Source organism: Actinomyces sp. oral taxon 448 str. F0400 (assembly GCF_000220835.1).
GTDB lineage: Bacteria > Actinomycetota > Actinomycetes > Actinomycetales > Actinomycetaceae > Actinomyces.
In genome coordinates this window covers 258,746-277,347 of the sequence record NZ_GL985606.1, presented here as the reverse complement: position 1 = coordinate 277,347, position 18,602 = coordinate 258,746, and the positions used below count along the sequence as shown (strand labels likewise).

Sequence of the window (18,602 nt, the reverse complement as noted above, 5' to 3'; positions counted from 1 at the left end):
GCCGATGGGGTTGACGGTCAGAACGCGGGGACCACGGAGCCGTCGGTCCAGGTCTGCTCGATGTAGTTCTTAAGATCGTCGGAGTTCATGAGTTCGGCGAGTTTGACGAGGTACTCGTTGTCCTTGTCCTTGGTGCGCACGACGAGCTCGTTGGCGTACGGCGAGTCAGCTCCGCCCTGCTCGAGGACGAGTGCGTCCTCGCTCGGCTTGAGCCCGGCGCCGAGAGCGTAGTTGCCGTTGATGATCGCGAGTTCCGCGTCGGGCATCGAGGCGGGGATCTGTCCCGCGTCCAGGGGGTAGAACTGCAGGTTCTTGGGGTTGCCCGTGACGTCGGTGTCGGTCAGCGTCTCGGAGCTGGAGTCGTCGAGGGTGATGAGGCCCGCGGTTTCGAGGAGCCGGTAACCGCGCGTCATATTGGCCGGGTCGTTGTTGAGCAGAACTTTGCCCCCGTCCGCCGCCTGGTCCACGGAGGTGTACCCCTTGGAGGTGTAGATGCCCAGCGGCTCGACGTGCACGTCGGCGATGGAGACCAGGTCGTAGTTCTTGTCGTCGATCTGCTGCTTGAGGAAATTGGGCGTTTGGAAGTAGTTCGCGGCCAGGGAGCCGTCGTTCAGTGACGCATTCGGCACCTGGTAGTCGTCGATGCTCATGATGTCCAGGTTGAGGCCGGCGTCGGCGGCCAGATTGTCCTGGATCCACTGGAGGATGACGACGTGGGGCTGCGGGGTGGCGCCGATGGAGATGGTGGCGACGCCGTCCTTGACCGTGATGCCGTCGACCTCGCTGCCGCTGGCGCTCTTGCCGCAGGCGGCCAGAGTCAGGGCGGCGGCGGAGACGAGGCCTCCGGCGAGGACTGCACGGCGGGAGATGCTGGTGGTCATGATGTTCCTGTTCGCGAGAAGAAGCGGGGTGGTGGGGCGGGTCCGGCGTGACGGGCCGGAAGACCCAGCACTGAGCGGGAGGGTGCCGCGTCGGCGGGCGTGTTCTCCGGCTGGTCCGAGGCTCAGCGGTGGTCGACCAGCCGGCTGAGCATGTCGCCGCAGACTTGGATGATGCCGACGACGATGACGATGAGCACGACGGTGACGATCATGACGTCGCTCTCGTTGCCCTTGTAGCCGTATTGGATGGCCATGTCGCCGAGCCCGCCGCCGCCGACGGTTCCCGCCATGGCCGAGTAGCCGATGAGGGTGATGATTGTGACGGTGGCTGACTGGATGAGGGTCGGCAGCGCCTCGCGCACGAGGACTCCCCATGTGATCTGGGCCCCGGAGGCGCCCATCATGAGTGCGGCTTCTACCTTGCCCTGGTCGACGTCGTTGATCGCCGTCTCGACCAGACGGGCGTAGAAGGGGATGGCCCCGATGGTCAGCGGCACGCAGGCCGCCTGCCAGCCGATGGAGCTGCCCACGAGGAAGCGCGTGAGCGACATGATGGCGACCATGAGGATGATGAAGGGCATTGAGCGCCCGATGTTGACGATCTGCGAGACGATCTCGTAGACGATCCGGTTGCGGTGCTGACCTCGCGGCCCTGTGGTGATCAGGGCCAGTCCCAGGGGCAGGCCGAGGGCGATGGTCAGGATTCCCGATACCCCGGTCATGGCGAAGGTCTCCAGGGTGGCCGGCCACAGCTTCTCGGTCAGGTCCCGGTTCTCCATCCAGCGCCCCTTGCCGGCGGCGGGCAGGGCGGATGCGAGGTCGCCGATGTGGCCGGCGGCGACGTGCATATCAGGCAGGACTGTCAGCAGGGCGTTCATGCGCGGACCTCCGCGGTGACGCCCGCCTCGCGCAGCACCCCGGTTGCGGTGGCGGCGCGATCGGCGGGAATGGTGAGGGCGAGCCGCCCGACCTGGGCGGCGCCGAGCGTCTCGAAGACGCCTCCGGCGACGTCGGCTCCCTGGTCCGCGGCGAGGGCGAGGACCTGGGCGGCGGCGGGCTCGCCGGGCCGGGCGGTTAGGGCCACGTCGATGACGGTGTCGTCGGCTGCGCGTACGGCGTCGGGCACGTCCGGGGGCGGAACGAGTTCGCGGGACAGCCGGGAGTCGACGTGGGCCACGACGTTCTCGATGGGGCCCGATTCGATGACCCGCCCGGCCTCCAGGAGGCTGACGGAGTCGCAGATCTGGCGGACCACGCTCATCTCGTGGGTGATGATGACGACGGTGACGCCCAGGCTGTCGCGCACGTCGCGGATGAGATTGAGGATGGAGCGGGTGGTGTCCGGGTCCAATGCGCTGGTGGGCTCGTCGCACAGGAGGATGGCGGGCTGGTCGGCCAGGGCGCGGGCGATGCCGACCCGCTGCTTCTGGCCGCCCGAGAGCTGGGCGGGGTAGGAGGATCCGCGGTCGGCTAGACCCACGAGCTGGAGCATCCGTTCGACGGTTTCGTGGCGCCCGCCCGCCTTCACGCCGGCCAGTGCCAGGGGGTAGGCGATGTTCTGGGCGGTCGTGCGCGAGTCGAGGAGGTTGGCGTGCTGGAAGACCATGCCGATGGCGCGGCGGGCCTCACGCAGTCCGCGGGCGCTCAGCGACGTCAGGTCCTGACCGGCGACGCGCACCTCGCCGCTGGTGGGCTGTTCGAGGGCGGTCAGGCAGCGCACGAGCGTGGACTTGCCGGCGCCGGAGGTGCCGACGACGCCGTGGATGGAGCCCGCGGGGACGTCGAGGGTCAGCCCGTCCAGGGCGTGGACCTGCGAGCCGTCGCGCAGGCGGTAGACCTTGTGGACGTCGCGCAGCACGATCATGGGTGTGTCCCCGGCGGGGCCGGAGTCATCGGCGGAGTCGGTCGACTCGGCGGCATTGTCGGCGTCGGCCCGGGCCGAGTCCTCGACTCGGCCCGGGGTGTCGGCCGACCCGTCGAGGGTCCCGCCCGTCAAGGGTTCTTCGTCGCTCACGTAGTCCTCCATCGGTCCTGGCGGAAGCACCCGCACCGCAAGCGGGGGTTGCTGCAACGTCCGCGAGCCAGGTCTCTCAGTTGCTCTAGATGGTCGGGGACACGCTATGCGGTGCCGATGGGACAGGGCAACCCTCAGCACATGAAGGGACGAACATCACGTGCGCCGTCGTTCCCGTCCGGTCGAGTGGGGCGGGGACGACGGCGCGATCAGGCGGAACCGTTGGAGGACGGGCGCGTCGAATCAGGTGATGAACCACTCCCACGCGTGCACGGGGCCGGTGGCCCAGCCGTCGGGTGGTACGAGCAGGGGCGCGGCCGGTCGGCGGTCCAGGATCGCGGTGATGAGTCCGGCCTGGTCCTCGTCGACGTCCGTCACGTACAGGGCTTCAATCGCCCCGGTGACCGCGCGGCCCCAGGGCGCGGCCGGCAGGAGGCTCACGGTCAGCGCCGGCCGTCCGCCGTTGCGCCTGGCTACGGCCCAGGCCCGGCTGACCGCGTTGACATCGGGCGCCGTATCGCCCATGAGCTCGGCGGACAGGGTCAGGTCGTCGTGCTCGACGGCCAGGGCGGGCCAGTTCGCCTCGGAGTAGGCGACGCGGCCCACGCAGGGCAGGGGGCAGAAGAAGTCCACGTCATGCCAGTGGGGTATGAACGACTGCATCCAGTCCGGGGCGCCCGGGCAGGGGCCGTCGGGGTCTGCTGTCATCGCCCGGCCCCACTGCCGCCACGCTTCGTAATCCCAGCGCGCCAACCATTCGTCGTTGACGCCGGAGGCGCGCTTGAGTTGGTTCAGAAGCTCAGCGGTCTCATCGTCGGTCGTGGCCACGAGTGGCCCTCCTCTCATCTAGTAGCGTCAGAGTAGACGCGCGCCGTGTCTTCGGGCCACCTTTTGGCGTATGGATCTCGGGGCGATGGTGGCGCCCGGGCCGGGCAGGGCGCTGGTTGAGGCGGTTGCCGGCAGGTTGGTGGCGGCGGTCGTGTCAGCGGGGCCGTCGGCGGGATGCCCGGATTCTTCTCATGGCGTCGGGCTGGTGGTCGGAGATGGTGCCGGGGGTGTGAGTTGAGCGGGGTCGAGGGTGGCGTCGGCGCGGTGGAGGGCGGTGGTGAGCAGGTCGGTGATGTCGGGGGCGGGGGTGCCGTCGTCGGGGACGGCGGTGCGCACCATGATGATGCCTCGTTGGTCGTCGTGCATCACGGGGGCGTACAGGATGTCGCAGTTGACGGTGGTGGCACGGGTCGCGGTGGCGGTTTGGTGGAAGCCGAAAGCGCCGTCGGGCAGGCCGGCCGGGTCCAGGAGCGTGATGGTCATGGACACGTCCTGGCCTGACGAGGGCGTGGGCGAGCTGGGCCATAAGTAGGGCTGTGCTGACGTGATCCCGTCGCAGTCGGTGACGGCGTCGCGCAGCCATCGCGCCTGGCTGCCCGGCGAGGGTTCGTTGATGTTGAGCACGAGGGCTTCGGTGACGGAGGCGCTGCCGGTTTCGATGCGCTCGATGGAGGAGGTCTTGGGCGTCTGGGAGATGGTGGCGTCGAGCGTGGAGTCGGCGTAGCAGATGCTCATCTGCTCCGTCCCCGTGGGCCAGGTGATGTCGGTGGCGTCGGGGATGTCTTGACGGGTCAGCATCAGCGAACGCAGGGGGGAGGTGTCCTTCTCCGTCTCGTTCTTTCGCGTGCTCATCTTGTGCGCGTACACGCCCACGGCCACGGCCACCACGAGAACGACCACGACCACTCGCCACCATCGCGAACGCATTAGAACGTCTCCTTCTCGCTTCTTCTCACGGATGTGTCTCATGCCTGGGATCATGGTGTTGGGCTGGTGGTTGAAGCCGATGGTCGGGGTGTGAGTTGGGTGAGGTCGAGGGTGGCGTCGGCGCGGTGGAGGGCGGTGGTGAGCAGGTCGGTGATGTCGGGGGCGGGGGTGCCGTCGTCGGGGACGGCGGTGCGCACCATGATGATGCCTCGTTGGTCGTCGTGCATCACGGGGGCGTACACCGTGTCGATGGCCGTTGTTGCGGGTCCGGTTTCGACCTGTGCGGTGGCGGTCTGGTGGAAGCCGAAAGCGCCGTCGGGCAGACCGGCCGGGTCCAGGGACGTGATGGTCACGATCGTGTCCTGGCCCGGGGCGGGTGTGGGCTGGTCGGGCCATAGATACACAGTATCGGTGGTGCCTTCGCACTCAGCGACGGCGTCGCGCAGCCGTCGGACCCGATCGCCCGGCGAGGGTTCGTTGATGTTGAGCACGAGGGCTTCGGTGACGGAGGCGCTGCCGGTTTCGATGCGCTCGACAGTCAAGTGGGTCTCGGGCACCCAGGAGGTAGTGATGTGGACGATGCTATCCGCCTGGGGACAGTTACTCTGGGATCCGCTGGTGTCATACCAGGTGATGTCGGTGGCGTCGGGGATGTCCTGACGGGTCAGCATCAGCGAACGCAGGGGGGAGGTGTCCTTCTCCGTCTCGTTCTTTCGCGTGCTCGCCTTGTACTCGTACACGCCCACGCCCACGGCCACTACGAGAACAACCACGACCACTCGCCACCATCGCGAACGCATCAGAACTTCTCCAGAAACTCGGTGTTGAAAGCGTCCTTGATGTCGCTGGTCAGCATATGAGCACCCAGGCCCTTCAGGCTGTCCGCCAGGCTGTTGAGTGTCGGCGCCACCGTGGAGCGTTTATCCTCGGGCAGGGCGTTGAACTCATCCTCCGTAATGAGTCGATAACTGCCGTCTGATTGCTCGACGGCGGCGGCTCCGTCGGCCTCGTCTAAGGGCTGTGTCAGATTGCCCTCCGCGTCGCGCTCCTGGTAACCGTTCATACCGGCCTGATCGCAAGCGAACAGCATCCTCAGCCGGTAGTCGGACAAGGCTTGGTCAGCCAGCTCGGTCTGCCGTTTTGTTTCGTCTGACGTGTTACTCGCCCAGCTATCCTTCGCCTTGTTGGCGAGTAAATCAATGAACTCGTCAGCAGCCAGCCCCGCTACATTAGGAACTCCCTTGCTTTGTGCCATGTCAGTCAGCTGATCAGCGCCGGTTGATCCGAGCTCGATCCAGGCCCGAGCGCACTCGTCTCTGGCCTCGGCATCATCGATGGCGCCTGTCCCAATGGCATTCGAGAAGGCGCCCTCAACCCCAGCCCAGTAGGTTATCGTGCTTCCAAAACTTTCATCGTTCATTCCTGGAGTGATTCCTTGTGTCTCGGCATTGGACACGCTCGTACGCATATTGAGCATGGATTGCGGATCACGGCCGATGAGACCGAGAGCTTTGTTGAGAGCATCGGTGCCGAACCATGGAGCGCTTGGCGTCGCCTCTCCGGCAGGTCCGTAGATTGTGCAGAGTTGGTCGGGTACGCCATCTTCGTCATCATCAGATTTAGGGGTCTCTCTATCTCCTCCATTATTTGCGTATGAATTTCCAACGGAAAACAAATAATTTTCAAGGATATGTTCCATGGATGACGTGGTTTCTGTACCTTGTACGCCAGAAAATTTGAAATGACCGCTGGGATCTTTGTCCAGGTATGGTCCGATGTCGTCGCGGCCCATGAGACCGTTGACTCCGTAGGAGGCAATTGTGCCGGCGCCTGCCGGATCATTGCTCATGACGGCCGGGGTAGTGGAGGCCGCGTCCAGCGCGGCTGCAATACCTGAGTAATCTCCTCTGGTGTAGTCGTGCTCAGCGGGCCAGTAAGTCAACCGATACTCGTTTCCATTGAAGAATTGGTAAGCGGCCTGCCCATGGTCACCTAGGGCGTGAAGGACGACCGAGGGGGTGTCGAACATCCAGATCCTGTCCGCCTCGTCGACCATGGAGGAAAGGAAACTGAGTGGTTCGCAGGACCAACCGTCACTGATTCCTTGAGCGTTGTCCTGCTGCTGGATCTCGTCCATTTTCTCGGCGACGCCGAGAATGAAGGCATTGCTGGCGTCGGTGTTGTTGTACAGAAGCCAGTTGAGCGCGTCTGTTTGAGAGGTTGATCCGAAAATATCAGAGTCTTCGTTCTGGTCGGGTTCTCTGGCGGAGTTTACGAGTCGCCGACCGAACTCTTGGGCCTGGGAAGAGGGCCAGCTGTTGGTTGCCGCGGCCAGCCCTCCCTTGATGTCTGTGAGTAGCGTCTTCGCTGTTTCCGTCTCTTCTTCGCTTGCCTGATTGGTCGCATGCACACCGACGGCCCGGGTGAGGGCGAGGACTCCCTCAGGGCCCAGGTCGGTGTACATCGAGGACATGACGCTCTCGTCGTCCTTCCACCGCTCCATCTGACGATGGAGGGCTTCCATGCGAGGATCGTTCTCCTTGTAGTCGGAAGCAGTCAGGTCCTCGGCGGTATCAGCGATGGCCTGCCCCAACCAGTGCTCCATGCTTGCCAGATTCGTCGGATCTTTGAGGCCGGAAGGGATCTCGTAGGTGACGGTCCCGGTGGGAGCGGTGCCGTCGTCGCCAGTGTTGACGATCTCCAGCCAGTCGGCCTTGGCGCTCAGGAACGAGGCCTCATCACGCAGACTCTCGACGTAACCCGGCAGACCCAGAAGACGTGTTCTGGGTAAATCCAGCGTCTTCGCTGTTGAGTACAGGTCGTTGTATCTGTCCTCCACGGACGTCGCCGTGGTCTTTAGACTGGCGGCGGTCGCACGGAGATCGTCCAGATTCGCTTTGATTTCTGTCACGGACGGTCCTTTTCGCTTAGTTCTCGTCGGATGCTACGGAGCGGCTCACCAGACCGGTCACCAGGTGGCGGGGTCAACCCAATCTACTTTCCACGTGTTGTCAGTATCAGTATCGACATCTATGTCCTCCGGCTCCGCTGCCACGGCGTCCGAGACATCGACGGAGTACAGATCGAAGGAGTCTTTGATGTATTTACCCAGTGTCTCCATATGGATGCACCATTTGTCCGCGGACGGTGAGACCCACGCCCCATCGCTGATGGTCTTGGTCGTGCTGGAGCAGGGGTTGGACATCCCGTCGTCCCCGCACATGTCCATGTAGTACTCGTCCGCGGTTGTCTGGTGTGCGACCAGGCTGTCCCGGTAAGCATTGTGTTTTAGGTTAGGCACGAGATACTCCAAGGTCAGTAGCTCGTGTTCACACTTACTAGTTTATCACGTTCAACACTGTGGGTCCACCGTGGATGGTGGTCCGGATTGTCGTGTCCTGGTGGTGGAGAATGGGTCCGTGAGAGCGTGCCGCTGGTCTTCTTCATCTGGATGGTGGTATGTGCGTCGGTCGCGGCGTCTGTTGCGTGCAATGGTTGTTCATTTGTTGGGGTGGTGGTGTAGATGTGGAGGGTGTCGCCGCCGGCCCCGGCCCCGCCCCGACCGCACCAGCCGCCGCTCGACGTGCTCGGGCGGCCTGCGTCTCACCGACTGAACGACGGTGCGGCGGCTCGGGGCGCGTGCGGTTCCCACCATGCCGCGCGGTGGGGTGCGATGCTCCGAGGGGGAGGGGTTGATTGACGACGGGGTCCGGGTAGTAGGGTGTGTTGAGACTGACGTGTGTCCCCGCACAGGAAGTAGGTTCCCATCGTGGGTCAACCGACGCCGCCACCGCGGTCGAGGATGAGTGGAGTCGTGTCTTTCGAGCATTGTCGGCCTGTCCTTCGTTGACCTGGAGGACGAGGACGCGAGTCCGCGAAGGCGGCTGGATGCGGCTGTTGAGAGCGGGCTAACCACCACCGGCGCGAACGGATCCATTTCCTATATCGTTTGGGACGGCAGAGAGGCTGGCGCGGAGAATGCGGCAGCGTCCAACAATGTTGATACCGACAGCCAGGCTCGGGAGGATGCCGCTTCGCTCTCCGATTATGCGAAGGCGGTTGCGCTCCTGACGATTGGGATGCTCTTCTGGCCCGAGTGCAGGCCGGTCAGGACGATCCGGCCTACGCCAATGCTCTGCTGGCCGATATCGACCCGGGACGACTTCTCGATCTGCCCGCGGACATTCAGAATAAGATGACGGCCAGGGATGCGAAGGACCAGACGGACTGGTCTTTGCGCCCTGAGGCCGCCCAGGATCTGACCAGCGCGCTCGGCCATAATCTGGCGACCGCGTCGTACACCTGGCCGGACAATCAGGCGGCCGACTATACTAACAAACTTGTGGACGCCACCGAGGAGAAGGGCAAGTCCGAACGCCTCAAGGCTCTCAACGGCATGCTGATGGCCTCGCGGAGCGGCAATGGAGACAGGACGGCTGAGTCTGTGGGCCTGGATTACAGTGACTCGATGCTGGCCACCCTGGCCCAGCGCATGGAGAACTACTCGCCGCAGAAGTGGGATAACACCAGCCCAAGGGATTGGTTGAACCGCCTGAGCAACCCTCCGAATGACTCCCCCTTCCTCCCGGAGAACCTTTACTCCGGTAATCCGCTCGCGGGCGTCGTCCATGCTATGACCGGCAATCCTCAGGCGGCGCAGAAATGGCTGGTCGCCCGCCCTGACGGGCAGGGGGCGCCGGATCCCGCTTCGCTAAGGCAAACGAAGGAGACCGTTCGACGCGTGCAGGATCTGGTCGGCTGGGGCTCCCTGAAGGAGAAAGGATGGGCCACCGACTGGGCGACGATGGCCTATGAGATCGACTCCCAGGGCTGGGTTTCATCGGACCCGGCGGCGATGAGTCAGGAGGAGAGGTCCTACCAGGATTACGCCTCGGCGACAGCCATTTCAGGGATTCTCAACGGCATTGGGAGCAGCGAGAAGCCCGTGACCCTGCCCGATGGGGTGAGGAACCTCGTGTCGGAAACGCTCGCGAACCACCCGGACAGCGTCGTCGAATCCACGGATTCGACGAATTCGAAGAGTCCCGTCAGCTCCGGGGAAATGGAAGCGGATGATGGGACGACGACGTACGACTACAGGCCGCTCTTCACTAACCGGGCCCTGTCGAATCTCGTCGGTCAGATCTCCTACAATGAGACCGCGTCCAGTCGCCTCGGAGAATCGGTGACCGTCTACAATCAGAAGGTGTTCGACGACGCCGTCGCCACGTACAAGGATTCGGGAGACTTCACACCCGTGGATGCAGCGGTCGACGCTCAGTGCAGGACCAACGGGTTCTTCGCCGGCGCTGCAGGATATCAAATGGTGAACGACGCTCAGCCGTTCAATGAGGATCAGGAATCCAGTGCGAGCTCGGGGGTCCAGGACATGAAAGATGCGGCGCTCATGCAGAATTATGAGCAGCTCACCGCCTCCCTTCTCAACAGCGGTCTGTATGATTCGGATGATCTGCTGGGAGCCGTCCGCGACAGCGGGAAAAACCGTCAGACGGATCGGGTGGTCGACGAGGATGGGAACCCTCTGACGGTAGGCATGGATCCGTCCGAGATTGAAGATACTGGCGTCAAGGCCGGCCTCGACCGGGTTGGCGGTTACCTCTACCACCGCGCCGACGGCACTCTTGATTACACAGACACGAGATACTCTTCTTTCAAAGACGGTTATGAAGCGGCCAAGCCGTCTAGCGGTGGAGCGCCGGCGCACTCGTGGGGCGGGTGATAGCGGCAGTGGCGGATAGCCTGGTCGATCTGATCCAGTCCGCTTCCGCACCGCTATGAGGTCACGCGCGGTTCGCACCGGTTACGGCGTATCCTGCGCCCTTCCATCCGCTGGTGTCGGGTGGGGATGAGAGCCGGAGCCTCCTCACCCGCCGGACCCCGTACGTGCCAAGGACGGTCGGCGTTGAAGGCCTCCGCCGCCGTCAACCACGACTGCTCGTTCGGGAAGGCCTGCTTATCGCAGGACCGGCCGTACCTGAACCCGGTCACCGGAGCCCTGACGGCCGAGGCTCCCGCGCACGCCTCCCGACGAACATCATCGTCTCGCGGTCCCCGTCCTCGGCCGGCTGCGCAGGACCCGCAGCACTGTCCTCCGCTGCATCGATCCCGTCGATTCAATCGTTCATCGCCGATCTATCCTGGTTCGGACAGAGCCTCGGGCGGGGCCGACGATTCGAACAGTCCCACTCACTCGACTCCCGTGCGGGCCTTCGGGACGGCGGACGCCGTCGTGCGCTCCGAGCTCGAGGCCGGTGCCCATCGGCGTCGCCACGGCCAGCGCGGCGACGAACCGGCACCGACGTCGTTCGCAACCGCCCGCACGGGCAGTGCAGGCGGTCGGGACATGAGCCGATGACCTCCGGCCACGGCGGGAGGCGCACGGAAACGCAGGGTATCAAGTATAGGAACAATAATAGCAAGACGCCCTCCCGCGCCACCCCCGGACGCCATCTAAAACGTTTCAATCAACCTTCATCGCCATCTGCGCGGGGCGCACCGTCGCCGGTCGGGGGAGTGCAGTGATCGAGGATTCCGTCGCATCCCGCGAGTTGAATCGTTACAATTGAAAATGACGCTGATAGGCTCTACCTTATTTCGTCGATCCGCTTATCACTCATACGTTTCAGTGGGGGATGTTCCGGCATCCTCCGACCTTCTCGATTCCCTCGAAGTGAGAGTCAATCTACGTACCCAGTTTTTAGATATTCGGTTAAGAACCATCTTGTTAATCGAGACGTCGCGTCGATGTGGCGACGGTCGTGTGCGTCCTCGTCATACATCTCCGCCGGGTTGATGTGGAACGATTGAGCATGGCGGTGACAAACGTGGACCATGCGGAGCATGGGGCCTGGATAACTAGCGGCCGCGGCGCCGGCGGGCTCTTTGGACGATGCATGCATCGGAGCGAACCGTCGACGTCTCACCGGCTTCCACGGGCCGCTGCCTCTCCGGCGGCCCGCTCCGAGTCCTCGCCCGTCTGCCCCACCGGATCCCCGAGATTGCAACAGAAAGTCGGTGAGCCGGGGTCGGGGAGCGATACTCCCCGACCCCGGCTCACCGACAGATCTTATAGACGCTCAGGCGTCGTAGGATTCGACCTGCGGCAGCTCGGGCTGGTCGGTTACGCCGTTAGCCTCCGCGATGTTGTTGTGGTTGTTCGCCACATCGCAGGCGGCGCTGGCCAGGACCTGCTCGAACTGGATCAGCTTCGGACGGAACTCGTCCCAGGCCGACCGGAAAGAGTCGGCGTTCGGGCTTTCCCACACCGCGGATGCCAGTGAGGTGTCGGTGCCCGAGACGATCGAGTGGGCCGAGTCGACGTCCCCCGACAGCGTGCTGTGCAGGGTCTGTAGAGTGGTCAGATCTGATGAAAGTGGCATAGGTGCTCCTCGTTCGCAGGGATGGCGTCCGGTCTGACGCCGGGACCGCACCGCAAGGATGGTGCGGCCGCTCGGATCCAGGCTTGCACGTCATGACGCGATCCGCAAGCAAAATCTCGTTTTTCGTCGAAATCGCCCGATCAGCGGACGGATCGGGCGAAGGGGGTGGCGCTCCGAGATCAGTTCGGTATGTTAGAAGACGACCCTGCCGTCCACCCCTACCGGACCGAGATGACCTCTCCAACCGATATCCGTACGTCCCGCCGTCGTGATCGCGATGCCAGAGCCACCGGCTCCACCCGCGCCCAGGAGGAGAAGAAGTCCCGCGGGCGCCTCCCGTCGGCCCCGCGCGAGCGCCGGCCGCTGCTCGCTGCCCTCGCCGTGATCCTCATCGTCGGCGGAGCCCTGCTGGCCGGCCTGCTGGCCGCGCGGATCGACCAGCGCGAGGAGATGCTCATCGTGGTCAAGCCGATCGAGGCCGGCCATGTCATCGCCCTCGAGGACCTCGCCTCGATGCCCGTGGCCGCCAACAGCAGCATCCTCATCCCCGCCAGCCGCGCCAACGAGATCGTGGGACAGAGCGCGAAGGTCGCCCTCGACAAGGGCGAGCTCGTCCAGACCACTCAGATCACCGACTCCTCCCCCACCCAGGACGGGCGGAGCGTCGTCGGGCTCTCGCTGGAGGCGGGGCGCTTCCCCGCGGCCGGGCTCTCAGCGGGAGACGTCGTCAGCATCGTGAACGTCTCCGCCGACGGCTCGACTCCGATCTCGGGCGCCCAGGTGCTCGATGCCGTTCCCACCTCGGGGAAGGACGGCAATTGGACCTCGGGCGCCACCGTATCCGTCCTGGTCCCCTCCGCCCAGGGATCCAGCGCGGCGGCGCTGGGAGCCTCGGGCAATGCGGCCGTCGTCGTCACCGCCGCCGGCCAACCGATCGGTGATCACTGATGCTTCTCTCCCTCGCCTCCGCCAAGGGAGCCCCCGGCACGACGACCAGCGCCCACGTCCTAGCCGCGGTGTGGCCAGTCCCTATTCTCCTGGTCGACGCCGACCCCGCCGGCTCGGACCTCATCTACCGGCTGCGCGCCGACAACGGCCTTCCTCTGGACGCCGAGCGCGGCCTGCTCTCATTGGCCGCCGCCATGCGCAACAACCCTGACGCCCCCGTCGAGGAGCACACGACGCTGGTCGACGGCGGCCTCGACGTGCTGCTGGGGATGCCCCGCCCCGAGCAGGCGGCCGCCGTGGCCTCCAGCTGGGGCGCTATTGCCGGGCGGCTGCGCACAACGCGCGATGTGGTGTGCGATGTTGGTCGGCTCGTCCCCGGCTCCCCCAGCCTGCCCGTCGCCCTGTCCTCCGACGCGCTGCTGCTGGTGGTGAGGGCGGGCGTGGATTCTTACGCTCATTTACGGGACCGTTTGCGCTGGGTGGCGGAGGAGACCGCGCGTCGCGCTGAACGGCCCGATCTGGGGGTCCTCCTCGTCGCTCCGTGGAGGCATCGTCATGAGGCCGGTGATCTTCAACGGTTGCTGCGTTCCAGCGGTGTTGACGTGCCGGTGGTCGGCGCTCTTGCTTTTGATCGTGATGCCGCTGATTCATTGGCCGGACGTCGTCCGCATTCGTTGCGACGAAGTCTTCTGGTGCGTTCGGCGCGGAGTGTGGTGTCGTCTGTTCGTCGTCCCGCCGATGCGGCGTTCTGGGGGGTTTCGCGATGAGTGCTGATCAGAATCTGGTGCGGCAGATGCGTGAGGAGGTCGCCGATCTCCTCGCTCAGCAGCGTCATGACGACGCCGCCACGGGTATCCCGCCCATGAGTTCGGAGGATGAGCGCCAGTTCGCCCGCGCTCTTATCAGCCGGGTGCTCGACCAGCACGCCCGAGCCGAAATCGCTGCGGGGCGCAGTCCGTTATCGGCGGGGGATGAGGATGAGGTCGCCCAGGGGATCCACGCCGCCTTGTTCGGGGTCGGCCGTCTTCAGCCGTTGCTGGAGGATCCCGAGGTGGAGAACATCGATATCAACGGTTGCGACAATGTGTTCGTCCAGTACGCCGATGGACGCGAGGAGCGCGGCACCCCCGTGGCCGATTCCGACGACGAGCTCGTCGAGTTGGTCCAGGTCCTGGGCTCGTACTCGGGACTCGTCTCGCGTCCTTTCGATTCCGCTAATCCCCAGTTGGACCTGCGGCTGCCCGACGGGTCGCGCCTGTCGGCGATCATGGATGTGTGCGCCCGTCCGGCGCTCTCGTTGCGTCGAGCCCGGTTGGACAGGGTGGGTTTGGATGAGCTGGTCGGGCTGGGCACGCTCAGTCCCCGGCTGGCCGCCTTCTGCTCCGCGGCCGTTCATGCCCGCAAGAACATCATGATTGCCGGCGCAACGAATGCCGGCAAGACAACCTTTCTGCGGGCCCTGGCCAATGAGATCGCCCCGGAGGAGCGGCTCATCACCGTTGAGCGGGCTCTGGAGCTCGGTCTGGGGGAATTCAGCGAGCTGCATCCCAACGTCGTCGCTTTCGAGGAGCGGTTGCCCAACTCCGAGGGGGCCGGAGCCATCACGATGGCGGACCTCGTGCGCAGATCACTGCGCATGAACCCGTCGCGCGTCATCGTCGGCGAGGTGCTCGGCGACGAGATCGTCACCATGCTCAACGCCATGAGCCAGGGCAACGACGGGTCTTTGTCGACGATCCACGCCAACTCCTCCTCGGAGGTCTTCAACCGCATCGCCACCTACGCCATCCAGTCGCACGAGCGTTTGCCCCAGGAAGCCACGAATCTCTTGATCGCCGGCGCCATCGATTTCGTGATTTTCATCTGCCGGGAGAATCGCTTCGGCCAGGGTGGGACGATGCGTCGCTACGTGGCGTCGGTGCGGGAGGTCAACGGGGTCGATGAACGGATCCTGTCGTCGGAGGTCTTCGCCGACGACGGTTCCGGCCATGCTCAGCCGGCCGCTCCGATCTCCTGCATCGATGAGCTCGCGGAGGCGGGATACGACCCCGCCGTCGCCTACGCCGCCGGGGGCGTGTCATGATCGGCCAGTCGACGACGGGATCGGTCGCCATTCTCGCCGGCGCCTTGATCGGCGGCGGCCTGTTCCTCCTGGTGGCTTACGTCGCGGGCGTGGATATGCCCGGTAGTGGTGGCGGTGCGCGTTTAGTGCGCATCACCTCCAGGCGTCTAGTGGTTGCGGCGGCGGTCGGGCTGGCCGTGCTGTTGCTGACTCGTTGGGTCGTGTTGACCGCGGCCGCCGCCGTCCTGGTGCTGGTGTGGCCGATGCTGTTCGGCGGTTCGCGTCAGGAGCGAGTGGCTGCCGCTCGTATTGAGGGACTGGCTACATGGGCCGAGTCCTTGCGCGACACTATTGCTGGCGCTGTTGGCTTGGAGCAGGCTATTCCGGCGACGGTGTACGCGGCTTCTCCTGTTATTCGTGGTGATTTAACATTGCTGGCTGATCGTATGCGCGTGCGCGTTCCGCTTCCTGTGGCCCTACGTCAGTTCGCTGACGATCTTGATGATCCCACGGCTGACTTGATCATTTGCGCTCTTATGATGAATTCTCGGTTGCGAGGGCCGGGGCTGCGTCAGTTGCTGGGCAATCTGGCGGCGACGGCTCGGGCTGAGCTCGATATGCGTCAGCGCGTGTCGGCATCTCGCGCCGGTACGCGGCGTTCGGCTCAGATCGTCGTGGTGTTCTCGATCCTGATCATCCTGGGGATGGCGGTCTTCAACCGTTCGTTCGTGGCGCCCTACGGTTCTGCGCAGGGTCAGATGGTGCTGTTCGTGGTGGTCGCCCTGTTCGCAGTGGGTCTGATGTGGATGCGGCGTTTGGCCGGTGTCACTCTGCCGCGTCGTTTCCTGACCGCTCGCGGCGCGTCGTTCCAGGCCATGGGGGAGGACCGCTCATGAGTACGTGGATTCTGCTGGGCGGGGCCTTGTGCGGTGCGGGGCTGGTGCTTGCAGGTCTTGTCATCGCTCCGCCCGCGGTTCAGCCGGCGGCTGCGCTCGCCGAGCTCGACTCCCAGCGCGATGAGCGTCAGCTGCGCCGCGACGCGCGGCGGTTGAACTCCCACGAGCGGGCTCTGCCGGAATGGCTTGATGGCGTGGGGTATCGGGCTGCTGCTCTTCTGCGTCGAACAGGTGTGGATCTGACGGGGCTGTCCAGTGATCTTGCTGTTGTCGGCCGGTCTTTGGAGAGGCACCTGGTCGCCTCCCTGCTGCTCGGGCTGACGGGTTTCGCCGCCCCGCTGGTGCTTGTGGGCCTGTCCGCCGTCGCGGGTCAGCCGATGGGCTCCTCACTGTCGACGCTCGCGTGCGTGGTGGCGGGGGCGGGGCTGGCCTCCCTGCCCACGGTGCGCCTGCATTCGCAGGCCGAGCAGGCCCGTCGGGATTTCCGTCATGTCGTGGGATCCTTCCTGGATCTGGTGTCCATGTCGTTGTCGGCCGGTCGAGGCGTGCCCGAGGCGCTGGATGCGGCCTCGGGCCTGTCGGACGATCCGTCCATGGTCCGTATTCGCGACGCGTTGGCGACGGCGCGCCTGCGCGGGGAGACGCCGTGGGCGGCCATGGGCCGCCTGGGTGAGACGCTGCGCATTGACGAGTTGCGCGACCTGTCGGCGGCGCTGGCCCTGGTGGCCGAGGACGGGGCCAAGATCCGCGAGTCCCTCGGCGCCCGGGCGTCCTCGATGCGTCGTCGGGAACTGGCCGACGCCGAGGGGAAGGCGGGTGAGAATTCCGAGTCCATGCTCGTGGCCCAGCTCGTCATCGCGATGGGATTCATCGTCTTCCTCGTCTATCCGGCCCTGACCGGGATCATGGGGGGCATGCGATGACCCGACTCTGCTCTTCCCCCGTTCTTATCCTGTGTTGAAAGGAGATAATCATGCTGTCATTGTTGTGCGCTGTTCGGATTATCGCGGGCCGCGTTGCGGACCGCCTCCGGAACCGCCTGGTCGGGATCACCGATCGTGTGTGCGGCGAGGAGGGGGCCTCGACTGTCGAGTGGGTCATTATCACGGGTTTCCTCATTGTGCTCGCCGCTGTGGTGGGACGGGCCATCTACGGTCTGGTCCAGAATGCGAGCGACAACCTCGAGGTTCCGTCGCTAGATGGAAACCCATGAGGACGGAGGGCGTCATGCTGATGCGGCGTCGTCGGGGCGAGGAGGGGGCGTCCTCGCTCGAACTCCTGGTCTTCTTCCCGCTGCTCATGCTGATCATCCTCGTGACTGTTCAGGTCGCCCTGTCCTGGTACGGCAACGAGGTGGCGATGACCACGGCCCGGCAGACGGTCCGGAATCTGCGCACCGGTGCTCATGATCCGGCCGCTCTCGCCGCGGCGGAGCGGTCGGGAGCCGACTACGCGGTCTCGACGGGGGGCGGAGGCCTGAAAGATGTCGAGATCGACGCCCGGACGGACGGCACCCAGGTGAGCGTGACCGTTTCGGGTCAGGCGATGGACATCGTCGCGGGCCTGGCGCCGCGGATCAGCGCGACGGTCTCCTCGCCCGTCGAGCAGTTCCGGGAGGACACGTGAGATCCATAAGCGCATTCAGGGCCGCCGCCACCGACCCCGCCGTCGCCTCCGCGCGCAGGATCGTCCGCGTCGTCCGCCAGGCTGGAAGCGGGGGAGCCGAGCGGGGGTCGATGTCGGTGGAGATGGTTGTGCTCGCCCCCGTCCTACTCATGGTCGTCCTCATCGCCGTCGCCGGCGGCAGATACGTGTCGGCTGAGGGGATGACTCAGGCCGCCGCCCGTGATGCGGCCCGTGCCGCGTCCATGGAGCGCTCCGCGGCTACCGCGCGCGCGGCCGCCGACGACGCGCTCGACGCCGCCCAGACCGCTTCCGGCGACTGCAGCGCCACGACCTCCACCGCCAGCTTCGGCCGTGGCGGAAGCGTGGATGTGGAAGTCCGTTGCCGGGTGGGACTGTCCGACCTGGGGCTGGTCTTCCTCCCGGGGGCGACCACCATCTCGGCACGGGCCACGGCGCCGGTCGACACACTGAGGGGAACCTCGTGATGACCTCCCTTCTGCAACGCCGTCCCGGGCGCCCGCGGCCGCACAGCCGCCCGCTTCGGCCTCCGCGGCTTGCTCCGTTCTCTTCTTCCTTTCCTTCGCAGTTTCTTCCGCGGTCCCGGATTCGGGCCCGACAGGTCGGGTCGACATCCGTTTTCGCGGTGTGCGTGGTCTCGGTCCTCATGCTCCTGGCGGGTCTGTGCATCGACGGGGGCAGGGTCCTCAACGCCAGGACGACTCTGACCGATGAGGCGGAGCAGGCGGCCCGGGCCGGCGCCCAGGAGGTCCAGATCGGCGGGATACGCCGGACCAACGAGGTTGTGCTCGATCCTGCGGCGGCTCGGGCGGCCGCCCGCGAGTACCTGGCGGCGGCGGGGGACGCCGACGCGGCCTCGGCCACCGTGACGACAGCGGGCAACACGGTCACCGTGACAGCTGAGACGGACGCTCCCACCTTCATGCTTTCGCTGGTCGGCATATCCACTGTTCACATCACTGTGGTCGGCTCTGCTCAGGCGGAGTCCGGCATCATCTAGGT

18 protein-coding genes, 1 pseudogene and 1 riboswitch are annotated in these 18,602 nt (G+C 65.3%); of the genes and pseudogenes, 10 read left to right on the top strand and 9 right to left on the bottom strand.

Annotated elements, in window-relative coordinates; genetic code table 11:
- Positions 1-17: 17 nt before the first annotated feature.
- The 8 genes from HMPREF9062_RS01270 to HMPREF9062_RS12750 form a co-directional block, all read right to left on the bottom strand.
- Complete coding sequence (locus tag HMPREF9062_RS01270) at positions 18-881, bottom strand: MetQ/NlpA family ABC transporter substrate-binding protein (protein WP_009409806.1); 864 nt, start codon at positions 879-881, stop codon at positions 18-20.
- 122 nt (positions 882-1,003) lie between these two features.
- Positions 1,004-1,729, bottom strand: a complete 726-nt coding sequence (locus HMPREF9062_RS01265) for a methionine ABC transporter permease (protein WP_034254451.1) — start codon at positions 1,727-1,729, stop codon at positions 1,004-1,006.
- A 26-nt stretch (positions 1,730-1,755) separates the two neighbouring features.
- A complete protein-coding gene (locus HMPREF9062_RS01260) occupies positions 1,756-2,907 on the bottom strand; it encodes a methionine ABC transporter ATP-binding protein (RefSeq protein ID WP_009409804.1) in 1,152 nt (383 codons plus the stop codon).
- Positions 2,901-2,991, bottom strand: a riboswitch (SAM riboswitch). Its footprint overlaps the gene before it by 7 nt.
- A 147-nt stretch (positions 2,992-3,138) precedes the next feature.
- The gene (locus HMPREF9062_RS01255) at positions 3,139-3,723 is read right to left on the bottom strand and encodes a hypothetical protein (protein WP_009409803.1); all 585 of its coding nucleotides are present in this window, start codon (positions 3,721-3,723) and stop codon (positions 3,139-3,141) included.
- Positions 3,724-3,912: 189 nt separating this feature from the next.
- Complete coding sequence (locus tag HMPREF9062_RS01250; protein WP_253270627.1) at positions 3,913-4,692, bottom strand: hypothetical protein; 780 nt, start codon at positions 4,690-4,692, stop codon at positions 3,913-3,915.
- Positions 4,693-4,700: 8 nt separating this feature from the next.
- Positions 4,701-5,450, bottom strand: a complete 750-nt coding sequence (locus tag HMPREF9062_RS12020) for a hypothetical protein (RefSeq protein WP_050795235.1) — start codon at positions 5,448-5,450, stop codon at positions 4,701-4,703.
- Positions 5,450-7,561 (bottom strand): DUF6571 family protein, encoded by a 2,112-nt coding sequence (locus HMPREF9062_RS01245; RefSeq protein ID WP_009409800.1) that lies wholly within the window; start codon positions 7,559-7,561, stop codon positions 5,450-5,452. Before HMPREF9062_RS01245 ends, HMPREF9062_RS12020 begins: the two co-directional genes overlap by 1 nt.
- 57 nt (positions 7,562-7,618) lie before the next feature.
- Positions 7,619-7,951, bottom strand: coding sequence for a hypothetical protein (locus HMPREF9062_RS12750; protein WP_156789929.1), 333 nt, complete (start codon positions 7,949-7,951; stop codon positions 7,619-7,621).
- Positions 7,952-8,456: 505 nt separating this feature from the next.
- Between HMPREF9062_RS12750 and HMPREF9062_RS01240 the strand changes: the two are divergent.
- A pseudogene (locus tag HMPREF9062_RS01240) lies at positions 8,457-10,390 on the top strand (DUF6571 family protein).
- A gap of 1,357 nt (positions 10,391-11,747) precedes the next feature.
- Here HMPREF9062_RS01240 and HMPREF9062_RS01235 read toward each other — a convergent pair.
- Complete coding sequence (locus tag HMPREF9062_RS01235; protein ID WP_009409796.1) at positions 11,748-12,050, bottom strand: hypothetical protein; 303 nt, start codon at positions 12,048-12,050, stop codon at positions 11,748-11,750.
- Between the two features lie 231 nt (positions 12,051-12,281).
- On the opposite strand from HMPREF9062_RS01235, the gene HMPREF9062_RS01230 reads away from it, so the two are divergent.
- The 9 genes from HMPREF9062_RS01230 to HMPREF9062_RS01190 all read left to right on the top strand — a co-directional run bounded on the left by HMPREF9062_RS01230 (position 12,282) and on the right by HMPREF9062_RS01190 (position 18,600).
- A complete protein-coding gene (locus HMPREF9062_RS01230; RefSeq protein WP_034253471.1) occupies positions 12,282-12,998 on the top strand; it encodes an SAF domain-containing protein in 717 nt (238 codons plus the stop codon).
- The gene (locus tag HMPREF9062_RS01225) at positions 12,998-13,765 is read left to right on the top strand and encodes a MinD/ParA family ATP-binding protein (protein WP_009409794.1); all 768 of its coding nucleotides are present in this window, start codon (positions 12,998-13,000) and stop codon (positions 13,763-13,765) included. Before HMPREF9062_RS01230 ends, HMPREF9062_RS01225 begins: the two co-directional genes overlap by 1 nt.
- Positions 13,762-15,081, top strand: coding sequence for a CpaF family protein (locus HMPREF9062_RS01220; RefSeq protein WP_009409793.1), 1,320 nt, complete (start codon positions 13,762-13,764; stop codon positions 15,079-15,081). The genes HMPREF9062_RS01225 and HMPREF9062_RS01220 overlap by 4 nt, the downstream gene beginning before the upstream one ends.
- Complete coding sequence (locus tag HMPREF9062_RS01215; RefSeq protein WP_009409792.1) at positions 15,078-15,956, top strand: type II secretion system F family protein; 879 nt, start codon at positions 15,078-15,080, stop codon at positions 15,954-15,956. The genes HMPREF9062_RS01220 and HMPREF9062_RS01215 overlap by 4 nt, the downstream gene beginning before the upstream one ends.
- Positions 15,953-16,879 carry a type II secretion system F family protein gene (locus tag HMPREF9062_RS01210; protein ID WP_009409791.1) on the top strand — a complete coding sequence of 309 codons (927 nt, stop codon included), beginning with the start codon at positions 15,953-15,955 and terminating at the stop codon, positions 16,877-16,879. The genes HMPREF9062_RS01215 and HMPREF9062_RS01210 overlap by 4 nt, the downstream gene beginning before the upstream one ends.
- Positions 16,880-16,929: 50 nt before the next feature.
- Positions 16,930-17,169 carry a hypothetical protein gene (locus HMPREF9062_RS01205; RefSeq protein WP_009409790.1) on the top strand — a complete coding sequence of 80 codons (240 nt, stop codon included), beginning with the start codon at positions 16,930-16,932 and terminating at the stop codon, positions 17,167-17,169.
- Positions 17,166-17,582: a TadE family protein gene (locus HMPREF9062_RS01200; protein ID WP_009409789.1), complete on the top strand. Its 417-nt coding sequence runs from the start codon at positions 17,166-17,168 to the stop codon at positions 17,580-17,582. The genes HMPREF9062_RS01205 and HMPREF9062_RS01200 overlap by 4 nt, the downstream gene beginning before the upstream one ends.
- Complete coding sequence (locus tag HMPREF9062_RS01195) at positions 17,579-18,067, top strand: TadE/TadG family type IV pilus assembly protein (RefSeq protein ID WP_009409788.1); 489 nt, start codon at positions 17,579-17,581, stop codon at positions 18,065-18,067. The genes HMPREF9062_RS01200 and HMPREF9062_RS01195 overlap by 4 nt, the downstream gene beginning before the upstream one ends.
- Positions 18,068-18,186: 119 nt before the next feature.
- A complete protein-coding gene (locus HMPREF9062_RS01190) occupies positions 18,187-18,600 on the top strand; it encodes a TadE/TadG family type IV pilus assembly protein (RefSeq protein WP_301280149.1) in 414 nt (137 codons plus the stop codon).
- The last annotated feature ends 2 nt before the right edge of the window (positions 18,601-18,602 follow it).

Bases quoted from the DNA above. Each gene is read 5' to 3' on its own strand.
- HMPREF9062_RS12020 (WP_050795235.1), bottom strand. From the start codon at position 5,450: ATGCGTTCGCGATGGTGGCGAGTGGTCGTGGTTGTTCTCGTAGTGGCC.
- HMPREF9062_RS01250 (WP_253270627.1), bottom strand. From the start codon at position 4,692: ATGAGACACATCCGTGAGAAGAAGCGAGAAGGAGACGTTCTAATGCGT.
- HMPREF9062_RS01235 (WP_009409796.1), bottom strand. From the start codon at position 12,050: ATGCCACTTTCATCAGATCTGACCACTCTACAGACCCTGCACAGCACG.
- HMPREF9062_RS01225 (WP_009409794.1), top strand. From the start codon at position 12,998: ATGCTTCTCTCCCTCGCCTCCGCCAAGGGAGCCCCCGGCACGACGACC.
- HMPREF9062_RS01260 (WP_009409804.1), bottom strand. From the start codon at position 2,907: ATGGAGGACTACGTGAGCGACGAAGAACCCTTGACGGGCGGGACCCTC.
- HMPREF9062_RS01210 (WP_009409791.1), top strand. From the start codon at position 15,953: ATGAGTACGTGGATTCTGCTGGGCGGGGCCTTGTGCGGTGCGGGGCTG.
- HMPREF9062_RS01220 (WP_009409793.1), top strand. From the start codon at position 13,762: ATGAGTGCTGATCAGAATCTGGTGCGGCAGATGCGTGAGGAGGTCGCC.
- HMPREF9062_RS01205 (WP_009409790.1), top strand. From the start codon at position 16,930: ATGCTGTCATTGTTGTGCGCTGTTCGGATTATCGCGGGCCGCGTTGCG.
- HMPREF9062_RS01215 (WP_009409792.1), top strand. From the start codon at position 15,078: ATGATCGGCCAGTCGACGACGGGATCGGTCGCCATTCTCGCCGGCGCC.
- HMPREF9062_RS01265 (WP_034254451.1), bottom strand. From the start codon at position 1,729: ATGCACGTCGCCGCCGGCCACATCGGCGACCTCGCATCCGCCCTGCCC.
- HMPREF9062_RS01230 (WP_034253471.1), top strand. From the start codon at position 12,282: ATGACCTCTCCAACCGATATCCGTACGTCCCGCCGTCGTGATCGCGAT.
- HMPREF9062_RS01200 (WP_009409789.1), top strand. From the start codon at position 17,166: ATGAGGACGGAGGGCGTCATGCTGATGCGGCGTCGTCGGGGCGAGGAG.
- HMPREF9062_RS01270 (WP_009409806.1), bottom strand. From the start codon at position 881: ATGACCACCAGCATCTCCCGCCGTGCAGTCCTCGCCGGAGGCCTCGTC.